Here is a 20,115-nt window from a genome sequence, read left to right as displayed (position 1 = left end):
TGCGGCAATGTAAAGGTATTTCGCTGAGGGAATATTCACCGTGGTGCCGCATTCACCACACTATATTTGCCTATCGACATGTAAGTTGTCGGTAAATTCATGCAAGTGGAAAACCGGGTGGATAGCAGGCAAGCTGTGCGCGCGGCACTGCCTTATAATGAATTTCTTCAATTTGTTTCGCAAAGCTTCACATGACTTCCAGCCCGCAGGACACCGCAACGCCCCAGCAGCCCGCAAGCCGGCGCTCGCCCAAGCGCATCGCCCTCCTTATCCTGGGCGCCATTACCGGCACCCTGATGGTGATCGTGCTCGTGATCGTATTCGCGCTGGCGATGGCCTACCCCAACCTGCCCTCGCTCGACACGCTGACCGACTACCGGCCCAAGATGCCGCTGCGCGTGTTCTCGGCCGATAACGTCCTGATTGGCGAATTCGGCGAAGAGCGCCGCACCCTGGTGCGCATCCAGGACATCCCGCCGCTGATGAAGAAGGCGGTGCTGGCGATCGAGGACGCCAGCTTCTACGAGCATGGCGGCGTCGACTACCTCGGCATCATGCGCGCGGCCGCGCGCAACCTGACCGGCGGCGCGCGCCAGGGCGCCTCCACCATCACGCAGCAGGTCGCGCGCAACTTCTTCCTGTCGTCCGAGCAGACCTACAAGCGCAAGGCCTACGAGGTGCTGCTGGCCTGGAAGATCGAAAAGAACATGACCAAGGACCAGATCCTCGAGGTCTACATGAACCAGATCTACCTGGGCCAGCGCGCATTCGGCTTCTCGTCGGCCGCGCAGATCTACTTTGGCAAGGAGCTCAAGGACATCTCGATCGCGGAAGCGGCGATGCTGGCCGGCCTGCCGAAGGCGCCATCCGCGTACAACCCGGTGGTGAACCCGAAGCGCGCGCGCATCCGCCAGCAATACATCCTGCAGCGCATGCACGAACTGGGCTACATCACCCCGGCCCAGTACGAGCAGGCCAGGAACGAGGAAATCAAGATCAAGACCGACTCCAGCGAATTCGGCGTGCACGCCGAGTACGTGGCGGAGATGGCGCGCCAGCTGGTGTACGAGCAGTTCAAGGAAGACACCTACACGCGCGGCCTGAACGTGTTTACCACGATCACCAAGGCCGACCAGGACGCGGCCTACCTCGCGCTGCGCAAGGGCGTGATGGACTACGAGCGCCGCCAGCCTTACCGCGGCCCGGAAGGCTACATCGAAATCCCCGAGAACAAGGAAGAAGCCGACGAGGCGATCGAGACCGAGCTGGCCGACCATCCGGACAGCGACAACATCGCCGCGGCGATGGTGCTGAAGGCCTCGCCGACCTCGGTGACGGCGGTGACCGCGTCCGGCGAAGAAATCAAGATCACGGGCAAGGGCCTGGACTTCGCCAAGAACTGGCTGTCGGCCAAGGCGGCGGCGAACCGCCGCATTACGCGCGGCGCGGTGATCCGCGTGATGCAGGATGCCAAAGCGGATTGGGCGATCACCCAGCTGCCGCAGATCGAATCCGCGTTTATTGCGATCGATACGCACGACGGCGCGATCCGCGCGCTGGTGGGCGGCTTCGATTACAACCGCAACAAGTTCAACCACGTCACGCAGGCGTGGCGCCAGCCGGGTTCCGCGTTCAAGCCCTTCATCTACTCGGCTTCGCTGGAGCGCGGCCTGTCGCCCGCGACCATCGTGGACGACTCCCCGATCTCGTTCGACGCCGGCCAGACGGGCGGCCAGGCCTGGGCGCCGAAAAACTACGATAACGAGTACGAGGGCCCGATCACCATGCGCCGCGCGCTGGCGCGCTCGAAGAACATGGTCTCGATCCGCATCCTGCACAAGATCGGCGCCAACTACGGCCAGGAATACGCGACCCGCTTCGGCTTCGACGCCGACAAGAACCCGCCGTACCTGACCCTGGCGCTGGGCGCGGGCGCGACCACCCCGCTGCAGATGGCGGGCGCCTACGCGGTGTTCGCGAACGGCGGCTACCGCGTCAACCCCTACCTGATCTCCAAAGTGACGGACGCGAACGGCAAGGTGCTGTCGCAGGCCGTGCCGGAGAAAGCGGGCGTGCCGGGCAACCGCGTGATCGACGAGCGCAATGCCTTCCTGGTCGACAGCATGCTGCGCGACGTGGTCCGCTACGGCACCGCGACGCGCGCGCTGCAGCTCAAGCGGCCGGACCTGGCCGGCAAGACCGGCACCACCAACGACTCGATGGACGCATGGTTCGCGGGCTACCATCCGCGCGTGGCGGCGATCGCGTGGATCGGCTACGACCAGCCCAAGCCGCTGGGCAGCCGCGAAACCGGTGGCGGCCTGGCGCTGCCGATCTGGATCGGCTACATGCAGCAGGCTCTCAAGGGCGAGCCGGTAGCGGAGCGCCAGGCGCCGGCCGGAATGCTGAATGTGGATGGTGAATGGTATTACCAGGAGAATCCGCCGGGAACCGGCGTAACGGCCCTGATCAATGGCGGCACCACGCCCGCGGCGCCGGCGCCCAAGCCGCCCGAAGCGGTCAAGAACGAGCTGTTCTAACCCGAAAATGGGGACAGACCCCATTTCCGGCCCCCGAAATGGGGACAGACCCCATTTCGAAAATGGGGTCTGTCCCCATTTTTGTTAGAGGCTGACCGGGGTGCCGGACTGGTCCTCGACCAGGTGCGACAACGCGGCAAACAGTTCGTCGCCGCTGCGCGTGTCGGTCCACTTGCCGCCTTCCATCCGGTAGTGGAAGCCGCCGGAGCGCGCCGCTACCCACATCTCCTGCATCGGCGCCTGGCTGTTGACGATGATTTTCGAGCCGTTGCGGATGAATTCGATCTCCAGCACATTGCCGCTGCGCTTGCACTCGCAGTCGACGATGTCGTCGTCGCACAGCTTGTCCATCTTGGCCTCGATGGCGTCGAGAACGGTTTCTGCCTGCACCAAAAATTCTGATTCGGTCATGCTACACTCCGGATGTCATTTATTAATACATGATTCTAAACGTGAAGCCCTCCAACGCGCTTAAATCTGCCGTAGCGTTCGTGGCGGCCGGGGTGCTCGCCGCATGCGGCCAGACCGGCGCCCTGTACCTGCCGCAGAAGCCCGCCAAGCCCGTGCAGCCCAGCGGCGCGACCGCGATTGCGCCGACCACCACGGTCACCCCTCCTCCTTCGAACTAAGCTTTATGTCGCACTTCTCCTACCAAGACGGCGTCCTGCACGCCGACCAGGTCGCGCTCGACCGCATCGCAGAACAATTCGGCACGCCCACCTATGTGTATTCCAAATCGGCGCTGCTCGAGAACTTCAACTCATATGCCGGCGCCTGCAAGGGCCGCGACGCGCTGGTCTGCTACGCGATGAAGGCGAACTCGAACCTGGCGATCCTCGACCTGCTGGCGCGCGAAGGCGCGGGCTTCGACATCGTCTCAGGCGGCGAACTGCTGCGCGTGATCGCCGCCGGCGGCGATCCGTCCAAGGTGATCTTCTCGGGCGTCGGCAAGACCGTCGACGAGATGCGCCTGGCGCTGGACAAGGGCATCCTGTGCTTTAACGTCGAGTCGATCCCCGAGCTGCACCGCCTGAACGAAGTGGCGGGCCAGATGGGCAAGAAGGCGCCGGTATCGCTGCGCGTGAACCCGAACGTGGATGCGAAGACGCACCCGTACATCGCAACGGGCCTGAAGGCGAACAAGTTCGGCGTGGCGTTCGACGACGCGCTCGACACCTACCGCACCGCGGCCTCGCTGCCTCACCTGGACGTTGTCGGCATCGACTGCCATATCGGCTCGCAGCTGCTGGACGACGCGCCGCTGCTGGAAGCGCTGGACAAGTTGATCGAGCTGATCGACACGCTGCACGGCGAGGGCATCGTGCTGCACCACCTCGACATCGGCGGCGGCATCGGCATCTCCTACGGCGAAGCCGGTGAAGCGCAGCCGGTGCCGGTGGGCGACTACGTGGCGCGCCTGTACGAGCGCATCGACGCGTGGCGCACGGAACGCCATGGCGGCAAGCCGATCAAGCTGATCTTCGAACCGGGCCGCTCGATCGTGGGCGATACCGGCGTGCTGCTGACCACCATCGAATTCCTCAAGCCTGGACAGGAGAAGAACTTCTGCGTGGTCGACGCCGCGATGAACGACCTGATGCGCCCTGCCCTGTACCAGGCCTGGATGGACGTCAAGCCGGTGCGCCCGCGCAGCGGCGAGGCGCACAGCTACGACGTGGTAGGTCCGGTGTGCGAGTCGGGCGACTGGCTGGCGCGCGATCGCGCACTGGCTGTGGAACCCGGCGACCTGCTGGCGGTGATGCAGGCCGGTGCCTATGGCTTCACCATGTCCTCCAACTACAACACGCGCGGCCGTGCGGCGGAAGTCATCGTGGATGGCGACCAGGTGCACCTCGTGCGCAGGCGCGAGAATCCGGCCGACCTGTTCGCCCTCGAATCCACCATTCGCTAAAAATACGTCATCCCCGCCTTCGCGGGGATGACGACTCAGCGGCGCGACCAGTAGATGCGCACCCCAAGCAGCACGACCACGATCACCGCAAACAGCGTCGGCTCGGCAAAGTCGTTCTTCCCCGCCTTCATCCACCAGAAGTGCAGCACGCCGAGCGGCGCCACCACGTAGATCAGCCGGTGCAGCCATTGCCAGCGCTTGCCGCCGAGGCGCCGCATCATTGCATTGGTGCTGGTCAGCGCCAGCGGAATCAGCAGCACGAACGCCGTGAAGCCGACCGTGATGAACGGGCGCTTGAGCACGTCGCGCCACATCGACGCAATATCGAAGAAGTGGTCGAACCAGATGAACGCGGTGAAGTGCAGCAGCGCGTAGAAAAACGCGAACAGCCCGATCATGCGGCGCATGCGCGCCAGCCAGTTCCAGCCGCTCAGCCGGCGCAGCGGTGTCACCGCGAGCGTGATGCACAGCATGTAGAGCGTCCAGTCGCCCGTGGCGCGGGTAATGTATTCGATCGGCTCGACCAAATCCCCTTCCAGCACGCGCCAGGCGATGACCAGGAAGGGCGCCAGCGCCAGCACGAACAGCACCCCTTTGACGGTACTGACCTGGCGCGGCGCCAGCGCGGCCAGGGAAGCTGCGCCGTTCGCCATCAGTAGTACTTCCTGAGGTCCATGCCTCCGTACAGGCGCGCGACGTCAGGATAGCCGTTGAACATGAGCGTTTCGCGCTTGCGCTTGAAGAAGCCGTCCTCGCCGATGCGCCGTTCGGTCGCCTGCGACCAGCGCGGGTGATCCACCTTCGGGTTCACGTTGGCGTAGAAGCCGTATTCGTCCGGCGCGGAGACGTTCCACGAGGTGCGCGGCTGGTCCCTGACGAAGCGGATCTTCACGATCGACTTGCCGGACTTGAACCCGTATTTCCACGGCACGATGACGCGCACGGGCGCGCCATTCTGGTTGGGCAGCACCTGGCCGTACATGCCGACGGTGAGCAGCGCGAGCGGGTGCATGGCCTCGTCCATGCGCAGGCCCTCGGTGTAAGGCCACTGCAGGATGCGGCTGCGCACACCGGGCATCTGCTTCGGGTCGGCCAGCGTGATGAATTCGACGTATTTGGCGTTGCTGGTCGGTTCGACGCGCTTGATCAGTTCCGACAGCGAATAGCCGACCCAGGGGATCACCATCGACCAGCCTTCGACGCAGCGCAGGCGGTAGATGCGTTCTTCCAGCGGGGCCATCTTGCGCAGGCTGTCGATGTCGAGCGTTTGCGGCTTTTTCACTTCGCCTTCGATCGAGACGGTCCAGGGGCGCGGGCGCAGCGTGTGCGCGTTGGCGGCCGGGTCTTCCTTGTCGGTGCCGAACTCGTAGAAGTTGTTGTAGTGGGTGGCGTCGTGGAATTCGGTCACCTTGTCCGGGGCGACGTAGGCGGCGTTGCGGCGCGCTGCGAGCCTGGTGCCGGCCTGGGCAAAGGCTTCGCGGTTGGCCATCTCCCAGAGGGCGCTGCCGGCGGCGGCGGTGGCGGCGATGCGCGCAATGAACTGGCGGCGGTTGAGGTAGACGTGCTCCGGGGTGATCTCGGAGGGAGACGGCTGAACGATGCCGTCGGGGTTCAGTTTGATCAGCATGAGGTGCTCCGGTAGTCGCTGTCGGGGACATGACTACCTTACACCATACGGCCCGGCTGAGTTGTTCGGCTACCGGAAACCCAAAAATGGGGACAGACCCCATTTATTCTTCCCAAAAAATGGGGTCTGTCCCCATTTTGAAAATGGGGTCTGTCCCCATTTTGGGGGTTACAGTTCGCCGTAGGAGTGGAGGCCGGAGAGGAACATGTTGACGCCGAGGAAGGCGAACGTCGTGACCAGCAGGCCGACCAGCGCCCACCAGGCGGCGATGTTGCCGCGCAGGCCGGACACGAGGCGCATGTGCAGCCAGGCGGCGTAGTTCAGCCAGACGATCAGCGCCCAGGTCTCCTTCGGGTCCCACGACCAGTAGCCGCCCCACGCTTCGGCGGCCCACAGGGCGCCCAGGATGGTGGCCACGGTGAAGAACGCGAAGCCGACCGAGATCGATTTGTACATCACGTCTTCCAGTACTTCCAGCGACGGCAGGCGGTCCACCAGCTTGCCGTGCGACTTGAGCAGGTAGGCGGAAGCGACCATCGCCGCCAGTGCGAAGGTGCCGTAGCCGATGAAGTTGGCCGGGACGTGGATCTTCATCCACCAGCTCTGCAGCGCAGGCACCAGCGGCTGGATCTCGGAGGCGCCGCGCGCGACCGTGTACCACAGCAGGAAGGCCACCGACGCGGTAATGATCAGCATGACGAACGGGCCGAGCTGGCGCGTCTGGTAGCGGTATTCGTAGTAGACGTAGAACATCGCAGTGATCAGCGCGAACAGCACGAACACTTCGTACAGGTTCGATACCGGGATGTGGCCGACGTCCGGACCGATCAGGTAGGACTCGAACCAGCGCACCATCATGCCGGTCCAGCCCATGACGATGGCGGCCCATGCGAGCTTGCTGCCGACCGCGCCGCCGAACGGGGAGCGCGCGACGAGGCCGATCCAGTAGAACACGGTGGAGAACACGAACAGGGTGCTCATCCACAGGATCGCGGACTGCGAGGACAGCATGTACTTGAGGAAGAAGCGCGTGTTGGCGTTATCCAGGCTGCCGTCGTACAGCGAGATGCCGAACAGCGACAGCGCGGCAACCAGCGGCACCAGCCAGCGCACCGGCTTCCAGTGCCAGCCCAGCGCGGCGAACACCGGCGCGGCGGCCAGCAGGATCACCTCTTCGTAGATGTCCATGAAGTGGCCGTAGCGCTGCAGCGCGAACAGGCTGGCGCCCACCAGCGCCAGCGCGTACAGCCAGTCGAATGCGGTCAGGCGCTTGAAGTAGCCGGGCGCCTGGGAATAGGTTTGGGTTTGGGACAGTTCCATTTGGTTCTCCAGCTTCGGCTTATGCCGTCTGCGGCAGCTTTGCCTTGATGTCGTTGAATTCCTGCTCGAAGTCGAGCGTCTTGCGCTGGGTGCTCATCGCCATCAGCGCGTGGCTGCCTTGCGCGTCGTCGCGCAGCCAGACCCAGATGCGTCGTTCGCGGATGTAGAACATGGCGAACACGCCCAGCGTCAGCAGCAGGCAGCCGATGTAGACCACGGTCTTGCCCGGCGACCGAGTGATCTGGAGCACCGAGGCCTTGACCTCGGTGAACTCTTCCAGCTTCAAGTATACCGGTGCGCCGTAAAACACGCTGTCGGCCAGTGCATTGGTGGCCAGTTGCAGGAATTGGGCGTGTTTCTGGTCGGCCGGCACCGGCGGCAGCCCATCCTTGGCGCGCGCGGCCTGCCACAGCTCCCACATGGTGCCGTTGAGGATCTTCATGTAGATGCGGGCGGCGTTCTCGCGGTCCGCTTCCGGCAGCTGGTCGAGGAAGCGCGCGACGGCGATGAAGCCGCCCTGGTCGCCCTCGACACCTGCAAAGATGTTAATGCCCTTGAGCGCCGATTGCGCGAGCTGGCCTGCCAGTTGGTCGGACGGGCCGGCGTTCGGCATGGCGCGCTCGGCGTAGCGGCGCGCGGCCTGTTCGCGCATCTCCGGCGTGTGCAGGGCGGCGCGCAGGCGCATCCAGTCGCGCACGGAGTATTCGTCGTCGGCGGGAATGCGCAGGTAGCTGAAGTTGTCCGCCGGCGAGCTGCGCATCCCGGACAGGAACATCTGGACGCCGTCCAGCGTGACCGGCTGCATGTAGTTCTGGTATTCGCGCGCCTGCCCGGTCTTGTCGCGCAGCTTGTACTGCACGCTCGGGCCGACGTTCTGCAGGTCCTTGTTGTTGGCGGTCTTGCCGGCCGAGCCGGTGGCCTGGCCCAGCGTGCGCGCCAGCTGTTCGTTGAGCGACTCGCCCTGCGTCACGGCGCGCGGGTCGTTGCCGGTCACGTTCTCCACGTTGAACGGGCGGAAGCCGGTCCATTCGATGGTGTACTCGTCGCCCGCCTGCTTGAGCGGCGTGCTTTCATGGACCACGCCGTCGATGTCGAACGGCGCGCTGGCGCTGCCGGTGAGCGGGTAGCCGGACACTTTCAGCTTGGTGCCGCCGTCCTCGAAGCTGGACTGGTACACCGCCAGCCCCTTGTAGAGCAGCGGCTGGTTGACCTTGATGGTGGCCGGGAAGGTCTTGCCGGTTTCCTTGTCGCGCACCACCACGTCGCTGGCGAACAGCTTGGGCATGCCGGTCGAGTAGAAGTCGATGTGGAATTTCTTCAGCTGGATCGTGATCGGCAGCTCCTGCAGCATCACGCCTTCGCCCTGCGGGATGATGGCGACGTCGCTGGCCTGCCCTTCCGAGATCTGGGTATTGCCGCGGAAGGTCGGGTTCTGCACGCCCAGGCGGTGCTTTTCGGGGATGGCCGAGATCAGGCCGCTGCCGGAGAACGGGGTCTTGTCGAAGGCCCACTGCTGGAAGCGGATCGGCAGCTCGGAATCGAGCATCCCGCCCAGCATGATGATGACGATGGCGCTGTGCGCGAAGATGTACCCATAGCGCGAGCCGGCGCCCTTCTTGGCCGTGACCAGGGTGGCGCCATCCTTCTCGACGATGCGGGTGGCGTAGCCGGAATGCGCCAGGCGCTCCGCGGTCTGCTGCGCCAGCGCGGGACGCGCCAGCGGGGCGACCCACTCGGCCTGGTGGTGGAAATTGCGCAGCGAGATCTCGCGGATGTTTTCGCGCCAGCTGCGCATGTCCTTCAGCAGCTTGGGCGTGGTGCGCACGATGCACAGCGAGGTGGACACCACCAGGAACGCCATGATCAGCAGAAACCACCACGCCGAATACACGGTGTACAGGTCCAGCTTGCCGAACACCTCGAACCAGAACGGACCGAACTGGTTCACGTAGTTCGGCATCGGCTCGTTCTGCTTGAGGACCGTGCCGATGACCGATGCGATCGAGATCACGGTCAGCAGGCTGATGGCAAAACGCATCGACGACAGCAGCTCGACGATGTCGGCCGACAGGCGGCTGCGCTGCCGTGCCGTTTCCTTCCCGGGGATACTACTCATAACTTGCACAACCTCTTAACAAAAAGGGCAGCACGCCTTCCAGCTGCCGCCCCTTGCGATGCTTTGAACAACGCGCCCGCGACGGGCGCCGCTGCTTACTTCAAACCGGCGATGTAGTCCGCGACGGCTTTCATCTCTTCGTCCGACATGCGCTTGGCCAGGGTGGTCATTTGCACGCTGTTGGAGCGCGCGCCTGCCTTGAAGGCCTGCAGGGTCGATACGGTGTAGTCGGCGTTCTGGCCGGCGATGCGCGGGAACAGAGCCGGGACGCCGCCGCCTGCAGGGCCGTGGCAGCTGGCGCATGCAGCAACGCCGGTGCCGGCGATGCCGCCGCGGTAGATCTTCTTGCCCAGTTCCAGGGTGTCCTTGTTGCGCGCTGCGTTCGGCTTGGCCTTCTGGGTTTCCAGGTAGGCGGCGACGTTGCGCTTTTCCTCGTCCGTCATCATCTTGGCGTACGTGGTCATGATCGGGTTCTGGCGCGCAGGCGTGGTGAAGTCGATCAGCTGCTTGTGCGTGTAGTTCGCGATCTGGCCCGACAGGCGCGGGTTGACGGCGATGGTGGAGTTGCCGCCCGCGCCGTGGCACGATACGCAAGCTGGCAGGCCGCGCGCCGCGTCGCCGGTGTCGTACAGGCTCGCGCCCTTGGCAGGATCAGCCTTGGCCGCCGGTGCCGGCGCCGTAGCGGAAGCGAAGCCGGAAACAGCCAGGGTTGCAACCAGCAAGGATTTCATAAACGGGGAAAACGCACGATTCATTCAAACACCCTGAGACAAAGTAGTAAATTAGTTTTATTCAGGCCTGCGCAGCGGGGGCGCGGCATTGCGTTGCAGCAAGTCGTAACCCCTTATTGTACAATAGCTTTCTCGGGTTAAGCCCACTTGTTGCAATTTCTGCCCCCTCCCATGTCCCTACTCTGGCAAGCCCGCTTTTTCACGACCGTCAACCACCTGCGCGACCTTCCCGACACGCAGGTGCCGGAAATCGCGTTCGCGGGGCGCTCCAACGCGGGCAAATCGTCCGCCATCAATGTCCTGACCAACCAGAAGGGACTGGCGTTCGCGTCCAAGACGCCTGGGCGCACCCAGCACATCAACTATTTCTCGATCGGCGGGGCGCACGTGGCGCAGCACCGCAAGGATCCGACCATCGTGGAAGAGATCCGCGCGCTGCTGGTCGACCTGCCCGGCTACGGCTACGCGGAGGTGTCCGGCAACGCCAAGCTGCACTGGCAGCGCCTGCTGGGCGACTACGTGCAGCGCCGCGAGCAGCTGGCCGCGCTGGTGCTGATCATGGATTCGCGCCGCCCGTTCACGGACCTGGACATCCAGATGCTGGAGTGGTTCGCGCCGACCGGCAAGCCGATCCACTGCATCCTCACCAAGGTCGATAAGCTGAACCGAAACGAAGCGACCAACGCGCTGCGCCAGGCGCAGCAGGTGCTCGACAGCTATGTGGACGAGGAAGGCAAGGGCTTCCCGTTCACGGTGCAGCTGTTCTCCTCGCTCAAGCGGATCGGGCTGGAGGAGGCCAACGACAAAATCCTGGAACTGCTCGGCCTGAACGAACCGCAGCAGCCTGACACACAAGAGGAACCTAGCGAATGACTTCTTACCCAGCTATCCGCATGCGCCGCATGCGCCGCGACGCCTTCTCCCGCGCGATGATGCGCGAGAACACGATCACGGCCTCGGACCTGATCTACCCCGTATTCATCCTGGACGGCGCGGGCAAGCGCCAGCAGGTGGGTTCGATGCCGGGCGTGGAGCGCCTGTCGGTCGACAACCTGCTGCCGGTGGCGGAGGAATGCGTGCAGCTGGGGATTCCCGTGATGGCGCTGTTCCCGCTGATCGAGGGGAACAAGACCCACAACGGCGAAGAAGCGGCCAACCCGGACGGCCTGGTGCCGCGCGCGGTGCGCGAACTGAAGAAGCGCTTCCCGGAGCTGGGCATCCTCACCGACGTCGCGCTCGACCCGTACACCAGCCACGGCCAGGACGGCCCGATCGACGAGACCGGCTATGTGCTGAACGACGAAACCATCGAGATGCTGGTGCGCCAGACGCTGGCGCATGCCGAAGCGGGCGCCGACATCGTGGCGCCGTCGGACATGATGGACGGCCGCGTGGGCGCCATGCGCCGCGCGCTCGAATCGAGCGGGCATATCCACACCCGTATCATGGCCTATTCGGCCAAGTATTCGTCCTCGTTCTACGGTCCGTTCCGCGATGCCGTGGGCTCGTCGGGCAACCTCGGCAAGAGCAACAAGCACAACTACCAGATGGATCCGGCCAACAGCGACGAAGCGCTGCGCGAAGTCGCGCTCGACATCGCCGAGGGCGCGGACATGGTCATGGTCAAGCCGGGCATGCCCTACCTGGACATCGTGCGCCGCGTGAAGGACGAGTTCCGCGTGCCGACCTTCGCCTACCAGGTGAGCGGCGAGTACGCCATGCTCAAGGCCGCCGCGCAGAACGGCTGGCTGGACCACGACAAGGTGATGATGGAATCGATGATGGCGTTCAAGCGCGCCGGCGCCGATGGCGTGCTCACCTACTTCGCGCGCGACATCGCCCGCCTGCTCAAAGCGTAATCGCTGCCGGGGACAGTCCCCCCTGCGGGGACGTCCCCTTGCCGCTTGCGTTTTCGCTATACTTCGATTATTCTGGAAGTATCGTATGGAGGTAATTATGGATGACAAGGACGTCGTAGCCGCACTGGCCGCCCTCGCGCAGGACTCGCGCCTGGCCGTGTACCGCCTGCTCGTGCAAGCCGGCCCCGAAGGCATGCCTGCAACGAAAATCGCCGATCAGCTGGCGATCCCGCCCTCCTCCCTGTCTTTCCACCTGAAGGAGCTGACGCACGCCGGCCTGGTCACGCAAACCAAGGCCGGCCGCTCGCTCATCTACGCGGCCAACTTCGCCACGATGAATGGCCTGGTCGGCTTTTTGACTGAAAACTGCTGCGGCGGGAACGCATGTTCTCCCGTCCGCGTCCCCACCTGCACAACCGAAGGAGCCTGCTCATGAAACGCATGCACGTACATGTCTCGGTCGACAACCTCGCCGAGAGCATCAAGTTCTATTCCGGGATGTTCGCCAGCGAGCCGACCATCGTCAAGCCGGACTACGCCAAATGGCAGCTGGAAGACCCGCGCGTGAACTTTGCGATTTCCAGCCGCGGCGCGGAAGCCGGCGTCAACCACCTGGGCATCCAGGTCGAAACCGCGGCGGAACTGGGCGAGATGCAGTCGCGCCTCGGGCAGCTGGACGGCGAGATCGAGACCGAAGAAAACACGGCCTGCTGCTACGCCAAGTCGGACAAGCACTGGATCAGCGATCCGTCCGGCATCGCGTGGGAGACCTTCCACACGCTCGATTCGATCCCGGTCTATGGCGGCGCGCCGGAAGAAGCCGCAGCCGATGCGGCCTGCTGCGTCCCGCTGGCCAAACCGCGCATCAAGCTCGGCGAGAAAGCGCCGTGCTGCGTCCCGACCTCCGCCGCCCAAGGCGCGAGCTGCTGCTGAACTGGAGAGAAACGCATGTCCGACAAGATCTATAACGTCCTGTTCCTTTGCACCGGCAACTCGGCCCGCTCGATCATGGCCGAGGCCCTGGTCAGCACCATGGGCAAGGGCCGCTTCCGCGGCTTCAGCGCAGGCAGCAAGCCGGGCGGACGGGTGAATCCGTTCGCGGTCGAGCAGGTGCAAAAGACCGGCTACCCGGTCGAGGCGCTGCGCAGCAAGAGCTGGGACGAGTTCGCGGGACCGGATGCGCCGCAGATGGACTTCATCATCACCGTGTGCGACAACGCGGCCGGCGAGACCTGCCCGTACTGGCCGGGCCATCCGGCCACCGCGCACTGGGGCTTCGAAGATCCGGCTGCGGTGGAAGGCAGCGACGAGGAGAAGCGGGCTGCGTTCGAGAAGATCTTCCGCCAGATCGCCGCGCGGATGCATACCTTCGTGAACCTGCCGATCGCAACGCTGGACAAGCACGCGATCCAGCGCGAGATCAAGCAGATCGGCGAGACGCCGGTGGTGGCCGGCTGATGTCGGCCCATACCACCGAAGTCGCCGGCGGCGCGGCGCCGGCCATCGGATTCTTCGAGCGCTACCTGACGTTGTGGGTCACGCTGTGCATCGTGGCGGGCATCCTGCTGGGCAGGACCTTCCCGGATGGGTTCGCGGCGATCGCGCAAATGGAAGTGGCGCGCGTGAACCTGCCGGTCGGTGTGCTGATCTGGTGCATGGTGCTGCCGATGCTGGTCAAGATCGACTTCGGCGCGCTCGGCCAGGTCAAGAGCCAGTGGCGCGGAATCGGCGTGACCCTGTTCGTCAACTGGTTCGTCAAGCCGTTCTCGATGGCGCTGCTGGGCTGGATCTTCATCCGCCACGTATTCGCGGACCTGCTGCCGGCCGACCAGCACGACAGCTATATCGCGGGCCTGATCCTGCTGGCGGCGGCGCCCTGCACGGCGATGGTGTTCGTGTGGAGCCAGCTGTGCAAGGGCGATCCCTACTTCACGCTGTCGCAGGTGGCGCTGAACGATTCGATCATGGTGGTCGCGTTCGGGCCGCTGGTGGCGCTGCTGCTGGGACTCGCGTCGATCACGGTGCCGTGGGATACGCTGGTCACGTCGGTCGTGCTGTACATCGTGATTCCGGTGATCCTGTCGCAAGTGATTCGGGCGGCCCTGCTCAGGCGCGGGCCGGCACACCTGGAGCGCGCGGTCAGGCAGTTCGGGCCGCTGTCGATCTCGGCGCTGCTGCTCACGCTGGTGCTGCTGTTCGCGTTCCAGGGCGAGGCAATCACCACGCAGCCGGCGATCATTGCGATGCTGGCGGTGCCGATCCTGATCCAGGTGATTTTCAATTCCGGCCTGGCGTACCTGCTGAACCGCAAGCTGAAAGTGCCGCATTGCGTGGCGGGGCCATCGAGCCTGATCGGCGCGTCGAACTTCTTCGAGCTGGCGGTGGCGACGGCGATCAGCCTGTTCGGCTTCCAGTCCGGGGCGGCGCTGGCCACGGTGGTGGGTGTGCTGATCGAGGTGCCGGTCATGCTGCTGGTCGTGGCGGTAGTGAACCGCTCGCAGCACTGGTACGAGTCGCGATAGAAGAGGGACGGGTCCCGGTAGGGACTGTCCCCCCTCCTTATTCGCGCGGCGGGGTGTAGTCGCGGAACATCTCTTTGTAGAGGAAGGCCATCAGCGCCTCCGTATCCTGCGGCCGCGCTGACAGCGTGACGTTCCGGTTCAGGCGGTGCGATTCCCACTCGAAGTCGCCGCTCTTTTCCTTGCGGATGATCTCGATCATCTTCTTGACGATCGCGGTCTCGATATCGCGCTCCTTGCCCACTTCAACCGTCTCCTGGCGCAGCGTGTTGCGCTTGAAGGTCTGGTTCCATCCGTTAAACTTGACCACGGCACTGTTGAAGGTCTTGTTGCTGATGCTGAAGATGCCGCCGCCGCCATCGTCGCGCGAAGCGGCGTTGGCGCGGGCGATGTTCGCCTTGATGTTGCGCATCGCCTTTTCGTTTTCGCCTTCGGACGGGGTTTCTTCCCGCGCGCCGCGCTGCTTCTTGCGTGCGGCGACGTAGGCGGCCATGTCCATTTCGGGCGTGATCTCGACCTGCGGCTTTTCCGGCGGGGTTTCGGCCGGCTTTTCATCGGGGAGCGTGATGGTGTCGGGCAGGCGCTCGATTTCGACGCGCGGCAGTGCCGGCGTGACCTGCTTGGGCAGCGGGCGCGGCGCCTGCTCGCGGGGCTTGGCCGCCTGCGGCGTTTGCACCATGACCATTACGCCGCCGGGCGGCGTGAGCGGCAGGTCCTCCTGCTTGGGCTTGACCAGGTAGGCCAGCACCAGCAGCAGGTGCAGGCCGATGGTGACCGCGATCGCGGTCTTGTTGGTGCGCTGTTCCCCATACGCGTACACCGGCCGCTCCGCAGGCAGCGGCTGGCCGCAGTGCTCGCAGACACCGGATTCGTTCATGGTATGGGAATGGTCACGCAAGGCAACAGCTTTCAGGAACGGCAGAACATCCCGCAGTTTGCCAGACTCCGCCTGGTTTGCAAAATCGTTGACTTCTGATTAAGCATCGCCTCAGTTTGCGCTACCGTCACTCAGCCGCTCGCGTCATCCCAGCGAAGGCCGGGATCCATGCCGAGTTTCATGGCCGCCGGCTCGTGCATCGCTGCAGAGCCGGCGTTCCCGGGACGACGCCCTAGCGGGCGCCGGCGCGCAGTTCGTCGTGCCCCCTGCGCTTCTTGAGCTTTTCGACTTTTTCCATCTGTTCCAGGTGGTCGTCGGTCATCGGACCGGACCCACTGTACTTGTCGAGGTAGAGGTAGATCACCGGGGTAATGTACAGCGTCACGACCTGCGAGAAGATCAGGCCGCCCACCACCGCCAGGCCGAGCGGCTGGCGCAGTTCCGCGCCGGCGCCGATGCCCAGCGCGATCGGCAGCGCGCCCATCATCGCCGCCAGCGTGGTCATCAGGATCGGGCGGAAGCGCAGCACGCAGGCTTCGCGGATCGCTTCGGCGGGCGCCATGCCGCGCTCGCGCTGCGCGTGCAGCGCGAAGTCGATCATCATGATCGCGTTCTTCTTCACGATACCGATCAGCATGAGGATGCCGATGATGGCGATGATGGTCAGCTCCATGTTGAACAGTTCCAGCGTGAGCAGCGCGCCCACCGCCGCCGACGGCAGGCCGGCCAGGATGGTGATCGGGTGGATGTAGCTCTCGTACAGCACGCCCAGCAGCACGTAGATCACGCCCAGCGCCGCCAGGATCAGGATCAGCTGCGAGGACTGCGAGCTTTCGAACACCGCCGCATCGCCGCCGTAGCTGGTGATGATCGATGCCGGCAGCTTCATGTCGATGCCCATCGCTTCGATGCGGTCGGTCGCCGCGCCCAGCGGCACGCCCGGCGCGAGGTTGAACGACACCGTGATCGCCTGCAGCTGGCCCTGGTGGTTGACCGCGGTCGGCCCGACCGTCCGCTCGACCGAGGCAAAGCTCGACAGCGGCACCAGCTTGCCGGAGCTGCTGCGCACCGAGATGCGCGATATCGAATCCTCGAAGCGGCGGTCTTCCTCGGCCGCCTCCAGGATCACGTTGTAGGTTGCTGCCGACGAGTAGATCGAGGTGACCTGGCGCTCGCCGTAGGCGGCGTACAGCGCGGTACGCAGGTCGGACAGCTGCACGCCCAGCATGTTGGCCTTGTCGCGGTCGACCCGCAGCGATGCCTGCAGCGCGCTGTTCTGCGCGTCGCTGGTAACGTCGCGGAACAGCGGATCGGCGCGCATGCGCTCCTGGAACTCGGTCGCCCACTTGTTCAGCGATCCCGGGCTCACGCTTTGCAGCGTGTACTGGTAGCGGCTCTTGGACGGACGCCCGCCCATCTGCAGGTTCTGGATCGGGCTGAAGAACACCTGCACGCCGGCCACCTGGCGGGTCGCCTTGCGCAACCCGTCGACCACCTGCGGCATCTTTTCGCGTTCGGACGCAGGCTTGAGGGTGATGAACATGCGGCCGCTGTTACCGCCGCCCGTGAACGAGGTCACGTTCTTCACGTTCGGGTCCTTGCGCACGATCTCGGCGACGCGGTTGTGCAGGATCGCCGTCGCGTAGCTGGACGTGTCTTCCGACGCCTCGACCGTGACGCGCAGCTGGCCGATGTCTTCCTCGGGGAAGAAGCCCTTCGGGATCGTGATGTACATGACGGCGGTGGCGACGAAGGTGCCGATCGCGACCAGCAGCACGATGCCGCGGTGGAGCAGCGCCTTGTCGAGCGTGCGCGCGTAGGCGTCGCGCAGCTTGCCGAACCAGCGTTCGAACACGCGCCCGATGCGGGTGGTCTCGCCATGCGCGTGCGCCGAGTGCGCCGGCATCAGGCGCGCCGCCATCATCGGCACCAGGGTCAGCGAAATGACCGCGGAGACCAGCACGGCGAGCGAGACCACCACAGCGAACTCGCGGAACAGCAGGCCGATCACGCCGGGCATGAAGAAGATCGGGATGAACACGGCCACCAGCGAGATCGAGATCGAGACGATGGTAAAGCCCATCTCGCGCGAGCCGATCAGCGATGCCTGCAGCGGACTCTTGCCCTCTTCGATATGCCGGACGATATTCTCGAGCACCACGATCGCGTCGTCGACCACCAGGCCGACCGCCAGCGTAATGCCGAGCAGCGAGATGTTGTCGAGGCTATAGCCCAGGTAGTACAGCAGCGTGAGCGCGCCCAGCAGCGAGATCGGCATGGTCACGGCCGGGATCAGCGTCGCAGACAGGCGGTGCAGGAACAGGAAGATCACCAGCACCACCAGCACCACGGTGCCGGCAAGGGTCAGGTTGACGTCATGGATCGCCTCGCGGATCGAGACCGAGCGGTCGTTCATGAGGTTGATGTCGATCGAGCCCGGGAGCTGGGCCTGGAACTGCGGCAGCAGCTTCTTGACGCCGTCGACCACCTGCACGGTATTGGCGTTCGGCTGGCGCTGCACCATCAGGACGATCGAGCGCTCGCCATTGAAGCTGCCGGCGGCCTTGACCGACTGGTAGCTGTCCTGCACGTCCGCCACGTCCTTCAGGCGCACCGGTTCGCCGTTGCGGGTGGCGATGATCAGTTCACGGAAGTGCGCGGCGTTCTCCAGCTGCGCGCTGCCCTGGATCACGAGGGTCTGGTTGGGACCGTCGATGCTGCCGAGTGGCGCATTCGAATTGGCCGAGCGCACCGATGCCGCCAGCTCGGCCAGCGTCAGGTCGCGCGCATTGAGCTGGTCCAGCTTGGCGCGCACGCGCACCGCGAAGCGCTTCTGGCCGTTGACCTGCACCTGCGCCACGCCGGGCAGGGTGGACAGGGCCGGCGCGACCAGGTTTTCCGCGTAATCGTTCAGTTCCGACAGGTCCATCGACGGCGAGGTCATGGCCAGGAACAGCACCGGCGAGTCGGCCGGGTTGACCTTGCGGTAGGACGGCAGGTCGGTCATCTCTTCCGGCAGCGCGCGCTGCACGCTGAGCAGCGCGGCCTGCACGTCCACCGCCGCTTCGTTGACGTCGACGGAGGGGTTGAACTCCAGCGTCACCGAGGTGTTGCCGCGGGTGCTGGTGGAGGTGATCACGTCGATCCCGGCCACGGTGGAGAAAGCCTTTTCCAGCGGCAGCGCGACCGAGGACGCCATGGTCTCGGGACTGGCGCCGGGCAGGTTGGCGTTGACGTTGATGACCGGCGTGTTGTAGCTCGGAAGTGCCGCCACGGGGATGGCGCGGTATGCCAGCAAGCCCGCCAGGATCAGCGAGATCGACAGCAGCACCACCATCACCGGACGGCGGATGGAGAGTTCGGAGATGTTCATGCTGGCGCGCCTTTCGCACCGCGGGCGCCCTTGCCGCGGCCTTCACCGCCGCCCTGCCCCGGCAGCATCACCTTGCCGCCGGCACGCAGGTTCTGTTTGCCCTCGGTGATTACCTGTTCGGTCCCGGCCAGGCCGGTCACGGCGGCATTGTTGCCGAACGCGTACAGGCGCTGGATCTTGACTTCCCTGGCGGTCATGTCCTTGTCCACCACGTAGACAAAGGTGCCGTTCACGCTGTTGATGATAGCAGTCTGGGGAATGACCAGCGCATCCTTCAGCATGCGGATGGTGACGCGGGTGCGCACGAACTGGCCGGGCCACAGCTGCGCGCCCGGGTTGGCGAATTCGCCCTTGACCTTGATGGTGCCGGCGACCGGGTCGACGGTGTTGTCGACGAAGCTCAGGCGGCCGGTCGCGGGCTTGCCGCCCTCCGGCGTTGCCTCGACCTCGACCGCGCCGCTGCGCTGCGCGGCCAGCAGTTCGGACAGCACCGATTCCGGCAGCGTGAACGCGACATGGATCGGGTCGAGCTGGGTGATGGTGGTGAGCGATACCGTCGGCTGCACCAGGCTGCCCGGATAGACGGTGATGGCGCCCACGCGGCCGCTCATCGGGGCGTGGATCGCGGTGTAGCTGGCCGCGACGCGGCTGGCCTGTGCCTCCGCGTTGGCCGCGCCGACCAGCGCGCGCGCCGCTTCGACCTGGCTGCGCAGGGTGTCGACCTGGCTTTGCGAAATATAGTTTTGCGCCGCCAGTTCCTGGCTGCGCTTGTACTGGCGTTCGAGGTCGGCCAGCGAAGCACGGTCGCGCGCGATCTGCGCTTCGGCGCGCTGGACGCTGGCGCGGTCGGCACGGTCGTCGAGCGAGAACATCAGCTGGCCCTTCTTCACGAACTGGCCTTCCTTGATGTGCACCGTGCGGATGGTGGAGGTAGTCTGCGGACGCAGGTCGACCGTGCTGACCGGCGTGACGGTGCCGTTCGACTGCTGGACCACCGGCACGTCCTCGCGCACCGGCTTGACCACGTTGACGACGGTCGGGCCGCCGCCGCCACGGCCGCCGCCCGGGCCGCCCTTGCCTCCGGGCGCCGCGTCACCGCCGCGATTCACGAACCACACCCCTGCCGCGACGATCGCCACGGCGCCAACGATTACTCCAATAGTGTTCTTTTTCATGCTGTCCAGCGGGCGCCCTCGGCCCCGCTTCCTGTTCAATTGTTGTGATGTCCTGTGCGCGGCGCG

General features: G+C 65.0%; 18 protein-coding genes. 9 read left to right on the top strand and 9 right to left on the bottom strand.

The window, feature by feature from the left end; all coding sequences use genetic code 11:
* Positions 1–191: 191 nt before the first annotated feature.
* Positions 192–2,540 carry a penicillin-binding protein 1A gene (locus ACFSQR_RS02895; protein WP_377727918.1) on the top strand — a complete coding sequence of 783 codons (2,349 nt, stop codon included), beginning with the start codon at positions 192–194 and terminating at the stop codon, positions 2,538–2,540.
* Between the two features lie 84 nt (positions 2,541–2,624).
* Here the strand turns inward: ACFSQR_RS02895 and cyaY are convergent, their stop codons facing one another.
* Entirely contained in the window at positions 2,625–2,951 is a 327-nt protein-coding gene (gene cyaY, locus ACFSQR_RS02890; protein WP_377727916.1) for an iron donor protein CyaY, read from the bottom strand.
* Between the two features lie 41 nt (positions 2,952–2,992).
* Here cyaY and ACFSQR_RS02885 point away from each other — a divergent pair, with 41 nt between their 5' ends.
* Both ACFSQR_RS02885 and lysA read left to right on the top strand, forming a co-directional pair.
* Positions 2,993–3,169 carry a lipoprotein gene (locus ACFSQR_RS02885; RefSeq protein ID WP_377727913.1) on the top strand — a complete coding sequence of 59 codons (177 nt, stop codon included), beginning with the start codon at positions 2,993–2,995 and terminating at the stop codon, positions 3,167–3,169.
* 5 nt (positions 3,170–3,174) lie between these two features.
* Positions 3,175–4,452: a diaminopimelate decarboxylase gene (lysA, locus tag ACFSQR_RS02880; protein ID WP_377727911.1), complete on the top strand. Its 1,278-nt coding sequence runs from the start codon at positions 3,175–3,177 to the stop codon at positions 4,450–4,452.
* Positions 4,453–4,487: 35 nt separating this feature from the next.
* Here lysA and ACFSQR_RS02875 read toward each other — a convergent pair whose 3' ends face one another.
* From ACFSQR_RS02875 to ACFSQR_RS02855, 5 genes are all read right to left on the bottom strand, one after another.
* Positions 4,488–5,105, bottom strand: a complete 618-nt coding sequence (locus ACFSQR_RS02875) for a sulfite oxidase heme-binding subunit YedZ (RefSeq protein ID WP_377727909.1) — start codon at positions 5,103–5,105, stop codon at positions 4,488–4,490.
* Positions 5,105–6,079, bottom strand: a complete 975-nt coding sequence (msrP, locus tag ACFSQR_RS02870) for a protein-methionine-sulfoxide reductase catalytic subunit MsrP (protein WP_377727906.1) — start codon at positions 6,077–6,079, stop codon at positions 5,105–5,107. Before msrP ends, ACFSQR_RS02875 begins: the two co-directional genes overlap by 1 nt.
* Positions 6,080–6,247: 168 nt before the next feature.
* Positions 6,248–7,399, bottom strand: coding sequence for a c-type cytochrome biogenesis protein CcsB (gene ccsB / locus ACFSQR_RS02865; RefSeq protein WP_377727903.1), 1,152 nt, complete (start codon positions 7,397–7,399; stop codon positions 6,248–6,250).
* Between the two features lie 19 nt (positions 7,400–7,418).
* Positions 7,419–9,515, bottom strand: coding sequence for a cytochrome c biogenesis protein ResB (locus ACFSQR_RS02860; RefSeq protein ID WP_377727901.1), 2,097 nt, complete (start codon positions 9,513–9,515; stop codon positions 7,419–7,421).
* Positions 9,516–9,610: 95 nt separating this feature from the next.
* Positions 9,611–10,270 carry a c-type cytochrome gene (locus ACFSQR_RS02855; protein ID WP_377727898.1) on the bottom strand — a complete coding sequence of 220 codons (660 nt, stop codon included), beginning with the start codon at positions 10,268–10,270 and terminating at the stop codon, positions 9,611–9,613.
* Positions 10,271–10,417: 147 nt separating this feature from the next.
* Here ACFSQR_RS02855 and yihA point away from each other — a divergent pair, with 147 nt between their 5' ends.
* The 6 genes from yihA to arsB all read left to right on the top strand — a co-directional run bounded on the left by yihA (position 10,418) and on the right by arsB (position 14,627).
* Positions 10,418–11,119, top strand: a complete 702-nt coding sequence (gene yihA / locus ACFSQR_RS02850; protein ID WP_377727896.1) for a ribosome biogenesis GTP-binding protein YihA/YsxC — start codon at positions 10,418–10,420, stop codon at positions 11,117–11,119.
* A complete protein-coding gene (gene hemB / locus ACFSQR_RS02845) occupies positions 11,116–12,105 on the top strand; it encodes a porphobilinogen synthase (protein WP_377727894.1) in 990 nt (329 codons plus the stop codon). Before yihA ends, hemB begins: the two co-directional genes overlap by 4 nt.
* A 97-nt stretch (positions 12,106–12,202) precedes the next feature.
* Positions 12,203–12,541: an ArsR/SmtB family transcription factor gene (locus ACFSQR_RS02840; RefSeq protein ID WP_377727891.1), complete on the top strand. Its 339-nt coding sequence runs from the start codon at positions 12,203–12,205 to the stop codon at positions 12,539–12,541.
* A complete protein-coding gene (locus tag ACFSQR_RS02835; RefSeq protein ID WP_377727889.1) occupies positions 12,538–13,038 on the top strand; it encodes an ArsI/CadI family heavy metal resistance metalloenzyme in 501 nt (166 codons plus the stop codon). Before ACFSQR_RS02840 ends, ACFSQR_RS02835 begins: the two co-directional genes overlap by 4 nt.
* A 15-nt stretch (positions 13,039–13,053) precedes the next feature.
* Entirely contained in the window at positions 13,054–13,563 is a 510-nt protein-coding gene (locus ACFSQR_RS02830; RefSeq protein WP_377727886.1) for an arsenate reductase ArsC, read from the top strand.
* Positions 13,563–14,627: an ACR3 family arsenite efflux transporter gene (gene arsB / locus ACFSQR_RS02825; RefSeq protein WP_377727884.1), complete on the top strand. Its 1,065-nt coding sequence runs from the start codon at positions 13,563–13,565 to the stop codon at positions 14,625–14,627. The genes ACFSQR_RS02830 and arsB overlap by 1 nt, the downstream gene beginning before the upstream one ends.
* 37 nt (positions 14,628–14,664) lie before the next feature.
* Here the strand turns inward: arsB and ACFSQR_RS02820 are convergent, their stop codons facing one another.
* The 3 genes from ACFSQR_RS02820 to ACFSQR_RS02810 all read right to left on the bottom strand — a co-directional run bounded on the left by ACFSQR_RS02820 (position 14,665) and on the right by ACFSQR_RS02810 (position 20,049).
* Positions 14,665–15,501 (bottom strand): hypothetical protein, encoded by an 837-nt coding sequence (locus ACFSQR_RS02820; RefSeq protein WP_377727881.1) that lies wholly within the window; start codon positions 15,499–15,501, stop codon positions 14,665–14,667.
* 232 nt (positions 15,502–15,733) lie between these two features.
* A complete protein-coding gene (locus tag ACFSQR_RS02815) occupies positions 15,734–18,874 on the bottom strand; it encodes an efflux RND transporter permease subunit (protein WP_377727880.1) in 3,141 nt (1,046 codons plus the stop codon).
* Positions 18,871–20,049, bottom strand: coding sequence for an efflux RND transporter periplasmic adaptor subunit (locus tag ACFSQR_RS02810; RefSeq protein ID WP_377727878.1), 1,179 nt, complete (start codon positions 20,047–20,049; stop codon positions 18,871–18,873). The genes ACFSQR_RS02815 and ACFSQR_RS02810 overlap by 4 nt, the downstream gene beginning before the upstream one ends.
* Positions 20,050–20,115 lie beyond the last annotated feature (66 nt).

It is taken from the genome of Pseudoduganella sp. GCM10020061 (assembly GCF_042683405.1).
Lineage (GTDB): Bacteria > Pseudomonadota > Gammaproteobacteria > Burkholderiales > Burkholderiaceae_D > Telluria.
The sequence above is the reverse complement of the archived record's forward strand: the minus strand, read 5'-3'. Positions and strand labels throughout refer to the sequence as shown.

Bases quoted from the DNA above. Each gene is read 5' to 3' on its own strand.
- lysA (WP_377727911.1), top strand. From the start codon at position 3,175: ATGTCGCACTTCTCCTACCAAGACGGCGTCCTGCACGCCGACCAGGTC.
- ACFSQR_RS02895 (WP_377727918.1), top strand. From the start codon at position 192: ATGACTTCCAGCCCGCAGGACACCGCAACGCCCCAGCAGCCCGCAAGC.
- ACFSQR_RS02820 (WP_377727881.1), bottom strand. From the start codon at position 15,501: ATGAACGAATCCGGTGTCTGCGAGCACTGCGGCCAGCCGCTGCCTGCG.
- ACFSQR_RS02815 (WP_377727880.1), bottom strand. From the start codon at position 18,874: ATGAACATCTCCGAACTCTCCATCCGCCGTCCGGTGATGGTGGTGCTG.
- cyaY (WP_377727916.1), bottom strand. From the start codon at position 2,951: ATGACCGAATCAGAATTTTTGGTGCAGGCAGAAACCGTTCTCGACGCC.
- arsB (WP_377727884.1), top strand. From the start codon at position 13,563: ATGTCGGCCCATACCACCGAAGTCGCCGGCGGCGCGGCGCCGGCCATC.
- ccsB (WP_377727903.1), bottom strand. From the start codon at position 7,399: ATGGAACTGTCCCAAACCCAAACCTATTCCCAGGCGCCCGGCTACTTC.
- msrP (WP_377727906.1), bottom strand. From the start codon at position 6,079: ATGCTGATCAAACTGAACCCCGACGGCATCGTTCAGCCGTCTCCCTCC.
- ACFSQR_RS02875 (WP_377727909.1), bottom strand. From the start codon at position 5,105: ATGGCGAACGGCGCAGCTTCCCTGGCCGCGCTGGCGCCGCGCCAGGTC.
- ACFSQR_RS02855 (WP_377727898.1), bottom strand. From the start codon at position 10,270: ATGAATCGTGCGTTTTCCCCGTTTATGAAATCCTTGCTGGTTGCAACC.
- hemB (WP_377727894.1), top strand. From the start codon at position 11,116: ATGACTTCTTACCCAGCTATCCGCATGCGCCGCATGCGCCGCGACGCC.
- yihA (WP_377727896.1), top strand. From the start codon at position 10,418: ATGTCCCTACTCTGGCAAGCCCGCTTTTTCACGACCGTCAACCACCTG.
- ACFSQR_RS02835 (WP_377727889.1), top strand. From the start codon at position 12,538: ATGAAACGCATGCACGTACATGTCTCGGTCGACAACCTCGCCGAGAGC.
- ACFSQR_RS02860 (WP_377727901.1), bottom strand. From the start codon at position 9,515: ATGAGTAGTATCCCCGGGAAGGAAACGGCACGGCAGCGCAGCCGCCTG.
- ACFSQR_RS02840 (WP_377727891.1), top strand. From the start codon at position 12,203: ATGGATGACAAGGACGTCGTAGCCGCACTGGCCGCCCTCGCGCAGGAC.
- ACFSQR_RS02830 (WP_377727886.1), top strand. From the start codon at position 13,054: ATGTCCGACAAGATCTATAACGTCCTGTTCCTTTGCACCGGCAACTCG.
- ACFSQR_RS02810 (WP_377727878.1), bottom strand. From the start codon at position 20,049: ATGAAAAAGAACACTATTGGAGTAATCGTTGGCGCCGTGGCGATCGTC.